This window comes from Streptomyces sp. ID05-26A (assembly GCF_033794685.1).
Taxonomy (GTDB): Bacteria; Actinomycetota; Actinomycetes; order Mycobacteriales; family Pseudonocardiaceae; genus Lentzea.
In genome coordinates, this window is the sequence record NZ_JARAYZ010000002.1 from 1,082,831 (window position 1) to 1,096,881 (window position 14,051).

Here is a 14,051-nt window from a genome sequence, read left to right on the forward strand (position 1 = left end):
GGCGGAGGGATCGGTCCTTGGGACGTGTGCGGATAGCCGGTGCGACGGTGGTCGACGGGTCGGGTCGCGACCCCGTTGACGTCGACGTCACGATCGAGGACGGGCGTATCACCGAGCTCGGTGGGTCCAGCGCGCACGACGAGCGGCTCGACGCCGGTGGGCTGACCATGACGCCCGGCCTCATCGACGCCCACGTCCACCTGGGGCTGTCTAGTCCGATCCAGCCGCAGTTCTCGTTCCAGATCAGTGCCGCCGAGATCGCGGCGGACATCTTCGCCACAGCGGGCGCGGCGCTCGACGCCGGCTTCACGACCGTCCGGGACACCGGCGGGATCGACGGCGGTGTCGTCACCACGATCGCGAAGGGCAAGGTCAGAGGGCCACGCGTGCTGTCGTGCGGACCTGTTCAGTGCCAGACCGGCGGGCACGGCTACTACGGGGCCGCCTGGGAGCCCACCGAGCTGTGGAGCAGCCATCACGTCCCTGGCCTGTGCGCCCTGTCCATGATGGCGGGCAACGCGGACGAGTTGCGGCGCAACGTGCGCGAGGCGTTCCGGCGCGGCGCGTCGTTCCTGAAGCTCTGCGTGACCGGCGGAGTGGTCGGAGCCCACGACCAGCTGACCGACACCCAGTTCACCGTGGAGGAGATCGCCGTGGCTGTTCAAGAAGCCGCGGCGCGGGGCACCTACGTGACGGTGCACGCCCACAACAACGAAGGCATCCGGAACGCGGTCGAGGCCGGGGCACGCTGCGTCGAGCACGGCACCGACCTCGACGAATCCACGGCCGCCCTGATGGCCACTCGCGAGGTCGCCCTCGTTCCCACGTTCGCTGTCGTCGAGCAACTGCTCCAGAACACCGCTGGAGCCGGCCTCGGCGAGTCGACCCGCGATCGTGTGCTGGGTGTCCGTGAGCGGATGACCGAGGCGCTCGCCGTCGCCAAGAAGGCCGGGGTGCGGATCGGGCTGGGTTCCGATCTCATCGGCCCGGCCCAGGACCGCCGAGGCGAAGAACTCAGATTACGCGCGGCGCTGGAGACGCCGATGGACGCGCTCGTGGCGGCCACGAAGACCAATGCCGAGATCCTCGGTCTGTCCGGCCATGTGGGTGTCATCGCTCCCGGCATGCAGGCGGACCTCGTGCTCTGGAACGGTGACCCGCTCGAAGACCCGGACCTCTTCGCCGACCCCGCCAACGCCGTGCTCGTCATCCAGGCTGGACGGGTTGTGAAAGACCTCCGATGAGCACCTTGTGGCACGGCAGGTGCCCGCGGACACGTGCCGGCTTCACGGTCCAGCGCCGAGCCGCTGGAAGGCGGGTAGCCGGCGTTGCCCGCCACCGCGAGCGCCCCGCCCACGACAGGGCGGCCGAACGGCTGCCGGACGCCGTTCGCGAGGCGGGGAACGACCTGTTCGCCCTCGCGCTGGAACTCGGCGCGGTCACCGGCGAGCACGGTGTCGGCCTGCTCAAGCGCGACTGGCTCGCGCGGGAGGCGGGCGCGGACGTGCTAGACGTCCACGCCCGCATCAAGTCCGCTTTGGACCCCCGCGGAATCCTCAACCCCGGGAAGGGGTTCTGACCGCCGGGCCGACGGGCTGGTCACCTCGGAGGGTGATCCGGTGCATGACCCGGTGCTGGTCGCCGTAGTCGTCGACGGCGAGGTGGGCGGTGCTGCGGTTGTCCCACACCACCACGTCACCCGGCGCCCAGCGGTGGCGGACGCTGTACTCCTGGCGGCCGACGGCGGCGAAGAACAGGCCGAGCAGAGCGCGGCTCTCGGTTTCCGACACGTCCTTGACGTGCGTGGTGAAGCCGGGGTTCACGAACAGGCTGCGGCGGCCGGTCTCCGGGTGCACGCGCACGACCGGGTGTGTGACGGGGTCGAGCGACCGGACCCGCTCGCCCTCCCACAGGTTTCCCTCACCGGACTGCCGGACGTGCAGGAACTCCTCGAAGTCCTTGCGCCCGTCGTGCACCGCCTCGAGCTTGTCCGCCAGCTCGCGCAGTGGCGGGGACAACCAGAGGTAGGCGGCTTCCAGGTCGGTCCAGCAGGTGTCGCCACCGGTGGGCGGCAGGTCCACCGCGCGCAGAACGGACCCCAGCGGCGGCGTGCGGGTGAACGTGACGTCGGTATGCCACTCAGGTGCCTTGCCGCCGTCCCCTGCGTCGATCACGTAGATCTCGGGGTGATCGGCGTCGAGGCCGGGCACGACCGGGTGGGCCGGCGTCAGCTCGCCGAGCGACGCGGCGAACGCCCGGTGCGCGGACGGGTCGAGCCGCTGGCCGCGGAACACCAGCACCTTGCGGTCCAGCAACGCATTCCGGATCGCGGCCGACGCCTCGGGGGTGATCTCGCCGGCGAGGTCCACTCCGGACACCTGTGCGCCGATCGTGATCGTCAGCGGTTCGAACGAGAGCGTCATGACTTCTCCACGAGCTGGTCGGGGCGTGGGGACAGGGTCGCCCGCACCGCGGCGCCCACTTCACCGCGCAGGGCCGCGAACCGCGGCGAGCCGCGCAGTTCGTCGGCGGACAGGCCGTGACGCGGCAGGTCGACGGGCAGGCTCAGCGCGATCTGGCCGGGCCGGTCGGTGAGCACGATGACGCGGCTGCCGAGGAACACCGCCTCGTCCACGCTGTGCGTCACGAACACCACCGACCTGCCGTCACCGGCGAGCGGGCGCACGTCCTCCTGCAACCGTTCCCTGGTGAGAGCGTCCAGTGCGGCGAACGGCTCGTCCATCAGCAGCAACCGGGGACGCGCGGCGAGCGCGCGGGCGATGGCGACGCGCTGTTGCTGCCCGCCCGAGATCTCCCAGGTGCGTCTCGGGCCCAGTCCGTCGAGGCCGACCAGCGACAGCAGTTCCGCCGCCCGCGCCGGCCGGTCGGCCTTCGGCACCTTCGCCCACTTCAACGCCGTGGTGATGTTGCCGCCGACGGTGCTCCACGGGAAGAGCCGGGGCTGCTGGAAGACCACTCCGACCTCGCGGCCGGGCACGGGCGGCTCGCCGAGCAGCGTCACGTCCCCTGTGGACGGACGATCGAACCCGGCCAGCAGGCGCAGCAACGTGCTCTTGCCCGATCCGGACGGGCCGACGACGACCAGGAACTCCCCCGGCGCCACGGTCAGGTCGAGCGGGCCGAGCGCCGGCACCGGACCCGCCTTCGTCGGATAGGCGTGTTCGACTCCGCTCACGGCGGCGATGTCAGGCACCTCCGCCTCCCGGCGCCCGCAGGGCGGCCTGGAAGGTCGCCAGGTCCGGCACCTGCTCGACCTTCTTCTGCGCGCGCAGGAACTCCGCCGTGTCGCGCAGGCGGTTCGCCAGCTTCCCTGGCGCCTGCGCGGTGCCGAAGTAGTCGGGACCGCGTTGCTCGTCGTGGTCGAGGTAGATGTTCTGCTTGAGCTGGGCCAGGGCGTCGGGCTCACCGATGCCGATCTGCCTGCTGACCGCGGCCGCGACCGTCGCGGGGTCGGTCTTGATCAGCTTGAGCGCGTCGTTCGTCGCGGCCAGCCATTTGCCGATCACGTCCGGGTTGGTGTCGATGAACTCCTTGCGCGCCACGGTGAACGTGAGCGTCGGCTTGCCGGCGGCCGCCAGTTTCGCGCTGTCGGTGAGTGTCACGCCGTCCTGCTGCAGCACGCTCAGCACCGGCGTCCAGACGTAGGCGGCGTCGATGTCACCGCGTTGCCACGCGGCCTGGATGTTCTGCGGTTCGAGGTCGACCAGCGTGACCGAACCGGCGTCCACCCCGGCCAGTTCCAGCGCGGCCAGCAGGCTGTAGTGGGCGGTCGAGCTGAACGGCGCGGCGATCTTGCGCCCGGCCAGCTCCGAGACCTTGGTGACACCGCTGGCTTTCCGCACCACGAGCGCCTCGCTGTCACCGATGACGTTCAGCAGCTCGATCACCTGGTAGGGGATGCTCAGCGGCGGGCACAGGCCGGCGGCGGCGGGGCTGCTGCCGATCACCGCGAGGTCGATCGCACCGCCCAGGAACGCGGTGTTGATGCTCGCACCGGAGTCGAACGCGGTCCAGGTGATCTCGTGGTCCGGTAACGCCTTCTCCAGTGTCTTCTGGTCCTTCACCAGCAGCGTGCTGTCGGCGAAGTTCTGGAACGCGATCCTCACCTTCTTCCCACTGGACGGTGACGAGCCGCCCACGCCGCACGAGGCGAGCACGGGTGCGGAGGCAAGCAGGGCGAGCACGGCCCTGCGTGAGATCGACATGACGGACTCCTCGGTCTCAGGCGCGTCCGCGCCAGGGGGACAACGCGCGTTGGGCGGCCACGATCAGCGAGTCGATGATCAGGCCGGTGATGCCGATGACGAACAGTCCGAGGATGACCACGGCGGTCTGGTTGAACCGCTGGGCGTTCAGCACCATGCCGCCGATCCCGTCCGCGCCGTTCACGGTCTCCGCCGCCACCACGGAGCTGTAGGCGATGCCGACGGCGAGCCGGACACCGGTGAGGATCTCCGGTCCCGAGGCGGGCAGGACCACTGCCCGGACGACGTCGAACGCGGTGGCGCCCAACGCCTGCGCGGCCTCGACGTACTGCCGGTTCACCCCGGTGACCGCCGCCGCTGCGGCCACGGCCACCGGCGGGAACGCGGCGATCATCAGCAGGTAGACCTTGGGTTCCTCGTCGATGCCGAACCAGATCACCAGCAGACTCAGGTACGCCAGCGGCGGAAGGGCGCGCAGGAACGCCACGGCGGGCTCGGTCACCGCCCGGACGACCGGGATCAGCCCCATCGCCAGCCCGAGCACGAGACCCAGCAGCACGCCGTAGAAACACCCGTAGCCGACCCGCCGCAGGCTGACTCCCAGCCGTTCGGCCAGCGTCGAACCGGCGTACCCGCCCTGCCCGTTCGTGAAGTCCGATGTGGACACCAGCTGGTCCCACACCTGACCGGGACTCGGGAGCACGGCGGCAGGCCAGATCTGGGCCAGCGCGACCAGCTGCCACACTCCGAACAGCGCCGCGACGGCGCTCAACCGCACCCACAGCCACCGTGACACCAAGATCTTGGACACGCCGGTGAATGTACGCACGTACACATCGCCGGTCAGGACCGTTCCGTATCGTGGTCTCCGGCGGGAACGACTCTTGCGCGAAGGCTCACCGAACCACTAGGGGACGTCGAAGATGGCACGGCGGCACGACCCGCACCGCCGGGAGCGGATCATCGAGGCCGCGGTCGAGGTGATCTCCGAGTCCGGCCTCGCGGCCCTGACCCACCGCACCGCCGCCGCCCGCGCCGACGTCCCCCTGGGCTCCACCACCTACCACTTCCTGAGCCTCGACGAACTTCTCGACGCGGCAGTGCACACCGTCGCCGAACGCAACGTCGCACGGCTGCGCGACTGGGCGCTCTCGCTGCCCGGCGACGCCGACCTGAGCGCCGAGCTCGCCTCCTTCATCGTCCTGCTGGCGGGCGAGCACCGGCAGACCAGCGTGCTCGCGTACGAGCTGTACGGCAGCGCCCTGCGACGGCCGGCGCTCCGGGCCGCCAGCACGTCGTGGGACGAGATGCTCACCGAGGTTTTCGAGTCCACAGTGGACAGTACGACCGCCCGCGCGCTCACCGCGATGTTCAACGGGTTGCTGTACCAGGCCCTGGTTTCTCCGGGGAGTCCCGACCACGCCGGCCTCGAACGCGTGCTGCGCCGCCTGCTGCGGTAGGGCGTCCGGGCCCGATCACCCGAGCGCCCCGTCTCGCGTAGGCACGCACGTCCGCGTCGGTGTCGTCGGTGGCACTCTTGAGTGCGAGGGCCACCGCCGGGTCGTCGACCCACCGCGCGAGCGCGCGCACCGCCGCCTTCCTGACGTCGAGGTTGGGATCGGCCACCAGTCCCACCACGAGTTCGGGATCGGTGAGCGCCTTCGCGGGTCCTCGGTGAAGAGCGAGCACAGGAAGCCGTTCTCGACCACGAATGCCGCCGTGGTGATCAGGGCGTGTCGCAAGGACTGCCGAGATTGCTCCCATGAATCCAAACCTTGCGCGGACCGCCACCCCACAGAGTGCCGCCGTACCACCCGTCGGACCAGTCGGTCACGTCAAACCCTTGACCGCGCGGAACGGCGCCAGGATCGACGAGAGGATCCGTGCCATCTCACGGGTGGTGGGCACGAGGCGCGGTTCCGGGAGTTCTACTGGGACCGGTACCGCAGCACGATCGGCAACACGATTGCCACGACTGCCTCAAGTCGGCCTTCGAGAGCGACCGGCCAATTGACACAACGGCCTCACAGCAGCTTCAGCAGCAGTGGTTCCCGCGCCAGGCTTCGCGGCCTTCCCTCACCGCGACGACCGCGATCACCAAGGCAGCGAGCCCGTCCGCCCACCACCAGCCGAACAAGCTGTTGACCACCAGACCGACCAGCAACACCGCCGACAAGTAGGTGCAGAGCAAGGTCTGCTTCGAATCCGCCACCGCGCTCACGGACCCGAGCTCACGCCCCGTCCGCCGCTGTGCGTAGGACAGCCCCGGCATCACGAGCAGCGACAGCGCCGCGAGCACGATGCCCACCGTCGAGTGCTCGGCACGTTCACCCTGCAACAAGGACATGCCGGACTCGAACGTCACGTAGGCGGCCAGCGCGAAGAACGACACGGCGATCACCTTCAGCGCGGTGCGTTCCCGCGCCTGCGGATCACTCCCGGAGAACTGCCAGGCGACCGCGGCCGCCGACGCCACCTCGATCACCGAGTCCAGGCCGAACCCGATCAACGCCGTGGACGACGCGATCTTCCCCGCGGTCAGCGCGACCACCGCCTCGATCACGTTGTAGGTGATCGTCGCGGCGACCAGCAGCCGGACCCGGCGGGTCAGCACCGCCTTGCGGTCGTCAGGAACAACCGTCGCCGCGGCGCAGCAGCCGTCCCGACACCCCGAGCTCGTGGCCAGAGGTAGGGGCGCTTCGTGTTCGCTCATCCGACCTGTGCCTCGGCCTTCTCCTCCACGCAGTCGGGTCCGGGTTCGACGGCGAGCACCACGTCGACCAACTGCCCGAGCGCACGGGACAGATGCGCGTCGGCCAGCTCGTAGCGCACCTGCCGTCCCTGGTAGGTCGCCACGACCAGGCCGCAGCCACGCAGGCAGGACAGGTGGTTGGAGACGTTGGACCTGGTCAGTTCCAGCTTCTCGGCCAGCTGCGCGGGGTAGCCGGGACCGTCCAGGAGGGCGATCAGGATCCGGCACCGCGTCGGGTCCGCCAGCGCCCGGCCGAGCCGGGCCAGCGCCGCTTCTCGCGCCTCACAGGTCAGCACGCAGCAAACAGTACAGCAACGACTGAACAGTTCGACCAGCAGTGTCATCAGCGGCGTGAGCGCGGGTAATGTCGAAGGATGTCGAAGCAAGACCCGAGCTGCTGCGCTCCGTCGTCCGAGCAGCCACTGGCCGCGGAGCAGGCGGCGGAGCTGTCGGCGATGTTCAAGGCGCTCGGTGATCCGGTGCGGCTGCGGTTGCTGTCGATGATCGCCTCGGGACCGGACGGCGAGGTCTGCGTCTGCGAGCTCACGCCGGCGTTCGACCTGTCCCAGCCGACGATCTCGCACCATCTCAAGCTGCTGCGTCAGGCAGGCCTGGTCGACGCCGAGCGGCGGGGTACGTGGGTCTACTACCGGCTGCGTCCGGAGACGACCGATCGGATGGCCGCGGCGTTGAGCGACGTGGCGCGCGACCGTCGCAAGATCACGGCGTAGAACGCTGGACGCGGACGACCCAGCGGCGGCGCAGCCAGAGGCTGACGTACACGAGTCCGACGAGCACGGGTACCTCGATCAGCGGCCCGACCACGCCGGCCAGGGCTTGGCCCGAGGTCACGCCGAAGACGCCGATCGCGACGGCGATGGCGAGCTCGAAGTTGTTGCCCGCCGCGGTGAACGCCAGCGTGGTGGTCCGCTCGTAGGAGAGCCCGGACGCTTTGCCCAGCGCGTACGAACCGGCCCACATGACGGCGAAGTAGACCAGCAGCGGCAGCGCGATCCGGACGACGTCCAGCGGGCGGTTCGTGATGGTCTCGCCCTGCAGCGCGAACAGGACGACGATCATGAACAGCAGCCCGTACAGGGCGATCGGGCCGACGCGGGGCAGGAACCTCGCCTCGTACCAGTCCCTGCCGCGCGACCTCTCCCCCAGCTTGCGGCTCAGGTAGCCGGCGAGCAGCGGGATGCCGAGGAAGACGAGCACCGACTTGGCGATCTCCCAGGCCGAGAAGTCGACGGAGGCGGTGCCGAGGCCGAGCCAGCCGGGCAGCAGGTCGAGGTAGAACCAGCCGAGCACGCCGAACATGACGACCTGGAAGACGGAGTTGAGCGCGACGAGCACGGCTGCGGCTTCGCGGTCGCCACAGGCGAGGTCGTTCCAGATGATGACCATGGCGATGCAGCGGGCGAGGCCGACGATGATCAGGCCGGTGCGGTACTCGGGCAGGTCTGCCAGGAAGATCCAGGCCAGCGCGAACATCAGCGCGGGGCCGAGCACCCAGTTCAGCACCAGGGACAGCAGCATGGTGCGGCGGTCGCGGGTGACGGTGTCGAGCTTGTCGTAACGGACCTTGGCCAGCACCGGGTACATCATCAGCAACAGGCCGAGCGCGATCGGCAGCGACACCTCACCGATCTTCACCGCGTCGAGCACTCCCTGCAGGCCGGGGACGAACCGGCCGAGGAGCAGGCCGGCGGCCATGGCGACACCGATCCACACCGGCAGCAACCTGTCCAGGAAGGACAGTCGATGCAGCACGTCCGGTGCCGCGGTTTCCTTGGTGCTCAACGGTTCTCCTGGTCGTGGGTGGACGTCAGCCGCAGCAGGCACTGGCGTCGCGCAGTGGGCCGCCCGGTGCGAGGACGGCCGCGAGGGTGTCGATGGCGGCGTTGTCGATGCGGTACCAGCTCCAGGTGCCGCGGCGCTCGCGGCAGAGCACACCGGCCTGCACGAGGATCTTGAGGTGGTGGCTCAACGAGGACTGCGGCATGTCGAACTGGTCGGCGAGGTCGCAGAAGCACGCCTCCTGCCCCTCGGTCCGCCGCACGAGGCTCACCAACTCGACGCGGATCGGGTCACCGAGTGCCTTGAACAGCCGCGCGGCAGTCGTCGCGTCGAGCAGCGCCTGGTCCGGGCTCGTCATGACGATCACCATAGCCAGTTGGATTGACAAATGTCGATACAGTGGGTGTGATCTGCATCGAAGAACTCCGATCCGGACGAGCGCAGGAGAAGACCGTGGTCAAGACGCCCGAGGTGTTGTTCGTCTGCGTGCACAACGCCGGACGCTCCCAGATGGCCGCCGCGCTGCTGCAGCACTACGGCCTGGGCCGCATCGCCGTGCGCTCGGCCGGGTCCGACCCCGCCGAGAAGGTCAACCCGGCCGCCGCGGCGGCACTGGCCGAGTGGGGCCTCGACATCACCGCCGAGGTGCCCTCGAAGCTCAGCACCGCCGACGTCGAGGCCTCCGACGTGGTGATCACGATGGGCTGCGGCGACACCTGCCCGGTCTTCCCCGGCAAGCGCTACCTCGACTGGCAGCTCGACGACCCGGCGGGCCAGGGCATCGACGCCGTGCGGCCGATCCGCGACGACATCGACCGCCGGGTGCGGGGCCTGGTGGCCGAACTGCTCGGCTGACGACCCGGCACCACGGCGGTCCACAACGCGGCACCGGGCCGCACGGTGGCGGTGTCAGCGGGCGCTGGGTGCGAGACCGATCGACACGTCGACCGTCTCCGGAGCTCCGCAGCAGCCACCGCTGTTCTTCTGCTCCTCCGGCGCGTCGAACACACCGGCGCCACCGCACACCCCGGTCTCGGGCAGCACCAGCTCGACTCGCGCAGCCGCCTCGAGGTCACCGGCGATCGCGGCCACCACGGACCGGGCCTGCTCGTAGCCCGTCAGCGACAGGAACGTCGGCGCACGGCCGTAGCTCTTCATGCCGACCAGGTAGACACCCGGTTCCGGGTGCCGCAGCTCGGCCTCACCGTGCGGGTAGACCGTGCCGCACGAGTGGACGTTCGGGTCGATCAGCGGCGCGAGCTTCGCCGGAGCCTGCAGCACCGGGTCCAGGTCCAGCCGGACCTCCGACAGCCACGACAGGTCCGGCCGGAACCCGGTCAGGACGACGATCTCGTCCACGTCCTCGACCCGATGGCCGTCGAACGACTCCAGGAAGAGCTTGCCGCCGTCGCCTCGTTCGACCGCGGCGGTGCGGAACCCGGTGACGGTCTCGATGTGCCCGGCCTCGGCCGCCTTCTTGGCCCGCGAACCCAGAGCACCGCGCGCGGGCAGCTGGTCGGACTCGCCGCCACCGAAGACGTTGCCCACCGCACCGCGGCGCAACAGCCACACGACCTTCGTGCCGGGCTCCTGCTCGGCCAGTTCCGCCAGCACGACCAGCGCGGTGAGCGCGGAGTGCCCGCTGCCCGCGACGGCGATCCGCTTGCCCGCGTACCGGGAGCGCTCGGCACCGAGGTCGGGCACGCGGTAGTTGATCTGCGCGGCCGCGGCCCTCTCCCCCGCCGCCGGCAGGCCGTCACCGCCGAGCGGGTTCGGCGAGCCGAAGGTGCCGGAAGCGTCGATCACCGCACGCGCGGCGATGCGCTCCTCACCCGCGCTGGTCAGGACGTGCACGGTCAGCGGCTCGTCCTCACGACCGGCATCCACGACCCGGTCGCGCCCGCGCCGAGCGACACCGACCACCCGGGCACCGAACCTCACCCGGTCGCCCAGGACCTCCGCGAGCGGCGCGAGGTAGAGGTCGGCCCACTCCTCACCCGTCGGGTAGGTGTCGTTGTCGGGCCGCGCCCACCCCGTCGCGACGAGCAAGCGCTCGGCGGCCGGGTCCACCAGCTCACTCCACCGCGAGAAGAGCCGGACGTAGTTCCACTGCGACACGGCCGCACCGGCACGATCGCCTGCCTCCAGAACGAGCACCCGCTCCCCCCGTTCGACCACATGCGCCGCCGCGGACAAACCCGCAGGTCCCGCACCCACCACGACGACCGGCAACTCGTTCACCGCACACCCCTTGCATCGAAGGATTTCAAATCAGCGAGTCGGACTGTATCGACCGGGATCGATTGACGCAACCATCGATCCGCGTCGATACTTCAGCCATGACGACCACCGCGCCCATGCCGGCCGTACTGCCCACCGAGGACGCCGCGACCTACGCCGACTGGTTCGCGTGCCTGGCCGAACCGACCCGCGTGCGCCTGCTGCACGCCGTCGCCACCGCGGGCCGCTCGATGACCGTCGGCGAACTCGCCGAACTCGCCGGCATCAGCCAGTCCACCTGCTCGCACCACGTGCGCAAGCTCGTCGAGGTCGGCTTCCTCCGCCAGCACAAGGAAGGCACCGCCACTCACGTCAGCGTGAACCCGTCCTGCTGCACCGGGCTCCCCCACGCCGCCGACGTCGTCATGGGCGTACTCGCACCACGCCCCTGCCGCCCGCCCGACATCCCCGCGGACGTCTTGGTCCGCCCGCTGCGGGGTGACGACTGGAACGCCGTCCGCCGCATCTACGGCGAGGGCATCGCCACCGGCAACGCGACCTTCGAAACCGAAGTGCCCCTACGCCGGGCGCTCGACGCCAAGTGACTTCCGGACCACCGCTGGATCGCCGAAGTCGACGGCCGGGTCGCGGGCTGGGCCGCGCTCACCGCGGTGTCCACCCGGGACTGCTACGCCGGAGTCGCCGAGACCTCCGTCTACGCCGGCGCGGACTTCCGCGGCCGAGGCGTCGGCAAAGCCTTGGTGCACAAGCAGGTCAACGCCGCCGACGACGCAGGCCTCTGGACGTTGCAGACCTCGATCTTCCCCGAGAACCGGGCAAGTCTCGCCCTGCACCACGCCGCCGGCTTCCGCACCCTCGGTGTCCGCGAACGCATCGCACAACTCCGCGGCGTGTGGCGCGACACCGTTTTCCTCGAACGCCGAACCGCCACCCCGCTCGCGCGGCCCGTCGAACCACCGGCGCCGCAAGGAAATCCCTGCTCTCCGTCCACTGTGGACGAGGCCGGGGGGAGTTCGTCCTAGCTGACCTGTCAGCGCCGCGGCGGTGCGGACGACGCGCAGAGGGCGACGACGGCATCGGCCACGGTGGGGAACAACGGTAGCCGCGATTCCACGCCGCTCACGGTCAAGGACCTCGTCACAGCCTTGTTCGCCGCGACGATGCCGAAAGGGACGCCTTGCCGCCCGGCCTCCAGCTGGACGGAGACGAGCAGGCTGACGCCGGCGGAACCGAAGAAGGTCACCGCGTGAAGGTCGACGACGATGCCGTTGGGGCGTTGGTCGAGCACGAGGAGCACGTCCGCGAGTGAGGTCTTCGCCGTCTTCATGTCGAGCTCGCCGGCGATCTCGACCACCGCGATGCCGTCGTGGTCGGTGGTGCGCACAACCGGCTGGTCCGCGGCCTCGTTGAACTCGTGTTCCATTCCGAACTCCCATCAGCCACCGTGAAAAGCGCCGACACGAGCCGCTGCCCCACCCGGAGAACCAGTAGACGAACCTCTCTGCATGATCGATTCCCTGTCCCCACGCTATCCCGCCGCAGGACGAGGACACAACCACGCGAAGGGTTCCTCTGCGGCGTCGAGGTTTGCCGCCGGCGGCGATCGTGGACACAACCAAAACCCGCGAGACGTGAGACAGTTGAGGTTCACGTCGCCTCGGGTTCATGCCGGAAGGCGCTTTTCATCCAAGAGCGGACGCCTGGTCCAGGCGTCGTCTCACCGCTCGCGGAAGGTTCGCCCCACTCCACGCCCTTCACCGGGCTCTGCACCACCCCCACAAGGGAGACCTCCCATCACCGCTCCGGCACTCACCCCCGCCACGGCCGCTCCCCGCACCCTCACCGACATCTACGGCCCCGACGTCGCCGTCTGCGCCCGCCCCGCCCAGGAGCCGGCGGTGCCGTCGAGCAGGCACCGGATCACCCGCGACGTCCTGTCCGCCCGTCCCCTCTCCGTCGCCGCCGGCACTCCTGTCATCTGCAGCGCGGGTGGTACCGAGCCCAACCTGACCGCCACACTTCTCGACGGCGGCCTGCCGGTGGCCACCGACGCGCGGGAGTTCCGCACCGAGGCCGAGTTCGCCACCCGCGTCCGCGAAGCGCTCAGCGACGGTCTGCGCCTGTCCATGGAATACCCGCAGCCCGCCGGTCTGAGCCCCGACGAACGTTCGGTGAAGAGCGCCGAGCTCGTCGGCTACCTCAACAACAAGGCGAGCATCAGCACCTTCGTGGAGCCGCGGTTCCAGGCACGTCGCCAGATCGTGGCCATCGGCGAACTCGCCGAGGCCACGCCCGCCGAGAAGTCCTGGGTCCTCAAAGCCGCCACCAACGCCGCCCACGGCGCCAGCCTCGACGTCTACCTGCACCGCGCGGGAGACCTCGTGACCCTGCCCGCGTTCACCGGCGTGCTCAGCGAGGTCGTCGTCGAGGAGTACCTGAACATCGACCGCAACTGGGGCGTCCAGCTCTACGTGGCCGCTGACGGGAAGGCCCGCCTGCTCGCGGTCACCGACCAGCGCATCGACGCTCACGGCGTCTACGCCGGGGGTCGCTTCGGGCTCGTCGTCCCCCTCCCCGCCGATCTGCTCACCGAGTGCCTCGCGATCGCCCAGCGCGCCGCCGACGTCGGTTACCGCGGCATGTGCAGCCTCGACTGCGCCCAGACGCACGACGGCAGACTCGTCATGCTCGACCTCAACTTCCGCATCACCAGCGGATCCATCCCGCTGCTGGCACTGCACACCGTCCGCCCGGACGCCCTCGACCGCCCGTCGGAGTCCACGAAACTCACCACCGCGGCGCCGATCTCCGCACTGCTGGCCGCGCTGCGCCCCGCGCTGCAACGCGGAGGGTTGCTCGTCACCGGCGGCCACGACACGCGCCGCACCGACAACCCGGTCAAGCAGGCCACCCTGCACCTGATCGTCTTCGGGGACGATCCCGGTGACGTCACCACCCGCCGATCCGCGCTCGAAGCCATGTACAACCGCTGAGACGTCGTGAGCCCCCGGCAGCCTTGCCGAACCGGCTCA

The 14,051-nt window shown here is 70.0% G+C and carries 18 protein-coding genes; 8 read left to right on the plus strand and 10 right to left on the minus strand.

Features of this window, described 5'->3' with window-relative positions:
* Positions 1-26: 26 nt before the first annotated feature.
* Complete coding sequence (locus PV646_RS20710) at positions 27-1,244, plus strand: metal-dependent hydrolase family protein (RefSeq protein ID WP_500345044.1); 1,218 nt, start codon at positions 27-29, stop codon at positions 1,242-1,244.
* On the plus strand, positions 1,241-1,579 hold the full coding sequence (locus PV646_RS20715) for an FAD-linked oxidase C-terminal domain-containing protein (protein WP_500343808.1): 339 nt from the start codon (positions 1,241-1,243) through the stop codon (positions 1,577-1,579). The genes PV646_RS20710 and PV646_RS20715 overlap by 4 nt, the downstream gene beginning before the upstream one ends.
* Here the strand turns inward: PV646_RS20715 and PV646_RS20720 are convergent.
* From PV646_RS20720 to PV646_RS20735, 4 genes are read right to left on the minus strand one after another with little or no spacing between them, the layout of a single operon-like run.
* Positions 1,557-2,423 (minus strand): TauD/TfdA dioxygenase family protein, encoded by an 867-nt coding sequence (locus PV646_RS20720; protein WP_500343809.1) that lies wholly within the window; start codon positions 2,421-2,423, stop codon positions 1,557-1,559. The two genes, PV646_RS20715 and PV646_RS20720, sit on opposite strands and share 23 nt — an antisense overlap.
* Entirely contained in the window at positions 2,420-3,214 is a 795-nt protein-coding gene (locus PV646_RS20725) for an ABC transporter ATP-binding protein (RefSeq protein WP_500343810.1), read from the minus strand. The genes PV646_RS20720 and PV646_RS20725 overlap by 4 nt, the downstream gene beginning before the upstream one ends.
* Positions 3,207-4,226, minus strand: a complete 1,020-nt coding sequence (locus tag PV646_RS20730; protein WP_500343811.1) for a taurine ABC transporter substrate-binding protein — start codon at positions 4,224-4,226, stop codon at positions 3,207-3,209. The genes PV646_RS20725 and PV646_RS20730 overlap by 8 nt, the downstream gene beginning before the upstream one ends.
* Before the next feature lie 16 nt (positions 4,227-4,242).
* Positions 4,243-5,037 carry an ABC transporter permease gene (locus PV646_RS20735; protein WP_500343812.1) on the minus strand — a complete coding sequence of 265 codons (795 nt, stop codon included), beginning with the start codon at positions 5,035-5,037 and terminating at the stop codon, positions 4,243-4,245.
* A gap of 112 nt (positions 5,038-5,149) precedes the next feature.
* Between PV646_RS20735 and PV646_RS20740 the strand changes: the two genes are divergently transcribed.
* Positions 5,150-5,686, plus strand: a complete 537-nt coding sequence (locus tag PV646_RS20740; protein ID WP_500343813.1) for a TetR/AcrR family transcriptional regulator — start codon at positions 5,150-5,152, stop codon at positions 5,684-5,686.
* 575 nt (positions 5,687-6,261) lie between these two features.
* Here the strand turns inward: PV646_RS20740 and PV646_RS20745 are convergent.
* Both PV646_RS20745 and cmtR read right to left on the minus strand, forming a co-directional pair.
* Positions 6,262-6,840, minus strand: coding sequence for a cation efflux transmembrane domain-containing protein (locus tag PV646_RS20745; RefSeq protein WP_500345045.1), 579 nt, complete (start codon positions 6,838-6,840; stop codon positions 6,262-6,264).
* Positions 6,841-6,935: 95 nt separating this feature from the next.
* Positions 6,936-7,274: a Cd(II)/Pb(II)-sensing metalloregulatory transcriptional regulator CmtR gene (gene cmtR / locus PV646_RS20750; RefSeq protein ID WP_500343814.1), complete on the minus strand. Its 339-nt coding sequence runs from the start codon at positions 7,272-7,274 to the stop codon at positions 6,936-6,938.
* A gap of 78 nt (positions 7,275-7,352) precedes the next feature.
* On the opposite strand from cmtR, the gene PV646_RS20755 reads away from it, so the two are divergent.
* The gene (locus tag PV646_RS20755) at positions 7,353-7,709 is read left to right on the plus strand and encodes an ArsR/SmtB family transcription factor (protein ID WP_500343815.1); all 357 of its coding nucleotides are present in this window, start codon (positions 7,353-7,355) and stop codon (positions 7,707-7,709) included.
* On the opposite strand, the gene arsB is transcribed toward PV646_RS20755, so the two are convergent.
* Positions 7,699-8,781: an ACR3 family arsenite efflux transporter gene (gene arsB / locus PV646_RS20760; protein WP_500343816.1), complete on the minus strand. Its 1,083-nt coding sequence runs from the start codon at positions 8,779-8,781 to the stop codon at positions 7,699-7,701. The genes PV646_RS20755 and arsB overlap by 11 nt on opposite strands.
* Positions 8,782-8,806: 25 nt before the next feature.
* The gene (locus PV646_RS20765; protein WP_500343817.1) at positions 8,807-9,136 is read right to left on the minus strand and encodes an ArsR/SmtB family transcription factor; all 330 of its coding nucleotides are present in this window, start codon (positions 9,134-9,136) and stop codon (positions 8,807-8,809) included.
* 95 nt (positions 9,137-9,231) lie between these two features.
* On the opposite strand from PV646_RS20765, the gene PV646_RS20770 reads away from it, so the two are divergent.
* Positions 9,232-9,633, plus strand: a complete 402-nt coding sequence (locus PV646_RS20770) for an arsenate reductase ArsC (protein ID WP_500343818.1) — start codon at positions 9,232-9,234, stop codon at positions 9,631-9,633.
* Positions 9,634-9,687: 54 nt separating this feature from the next.
* On the opposite strand, the gene PV646_RS20775 is transcribed toward PV646_RS20770, so the two are convergent.
* Positions 9,688-11,019 carry an FAD-dependent oxidoreductase gene (locus PV646_RS20775; RefSeq protein WP_500343819.1) on the minus strand — a complete coding sequence of 444 codons (1,332 nt, stop codon included), beginning with the start codon at positions 11,017-11,019 and terminating at the stop codon, positions 9,688-9,690.
* Positions 11,020-11,117: 98 nt separating this feature from the next.
* Here PV646_RS20775 and PV646_RS20780 point away from each other — a divergent pair, with 98 nt between their 5' ends.
* Positions 11,118-11,603, plus strand: coding sequence for a helix-turn-helix domain-containing GNAT family N-acetyltransferase (locus tag PV646_RS20780; protein ID WP_500343820.1), 486 nt, complete (start codon positions 11,118-11,120; stop codon positions 11,601-11,603).
* 18 nt (positions 11,604-11,621) lie between these two features.
* Positions 11,622-12,041, plus strand: coding sequence for a GNAT family N-acetyltransferase (locus PV646_RS20785; protein ID WP_500345046.1), 420 nt, complete (start codon positions 11,622-11,624; stop codon positions 12,039-12,041).
* An 8-nt stretch (positions 12,042-12,049) separates the two neighbouring features.
* Here PV646_RS20785 and PV646_RS20790 read toward each other — a convergent pair whose 3' ends face one another.
* A complete protein-coding gene (locus tag PV646_RS20790; RefSeq protein WP_500343821.1) occupies positions 12,050-12,442 on the minus strand; it encodes an STAS domain-containing protein in 393 nt (130 codons plus the stop codon).
* 82 nt (positions 12,443-12,524) lie between these two features.
* Between PV646_RS20790 and PV646_RS20795 the strand changes: the two genes are divergently transcribed.
* On the plus strand, positions 12,525-14,012 hold the full coding sequence (locus tag PV646_RS20795) for an ATP-grasp domain-containing protein (RefSeq protein ID WP_500343822.1): 1,488 nt from the start codon (positions 12,525-12,527) through the stop codon (positions 14,010-14,012).
* Positions 14,013-14,051: the final 39 nt, after the last annotated feature.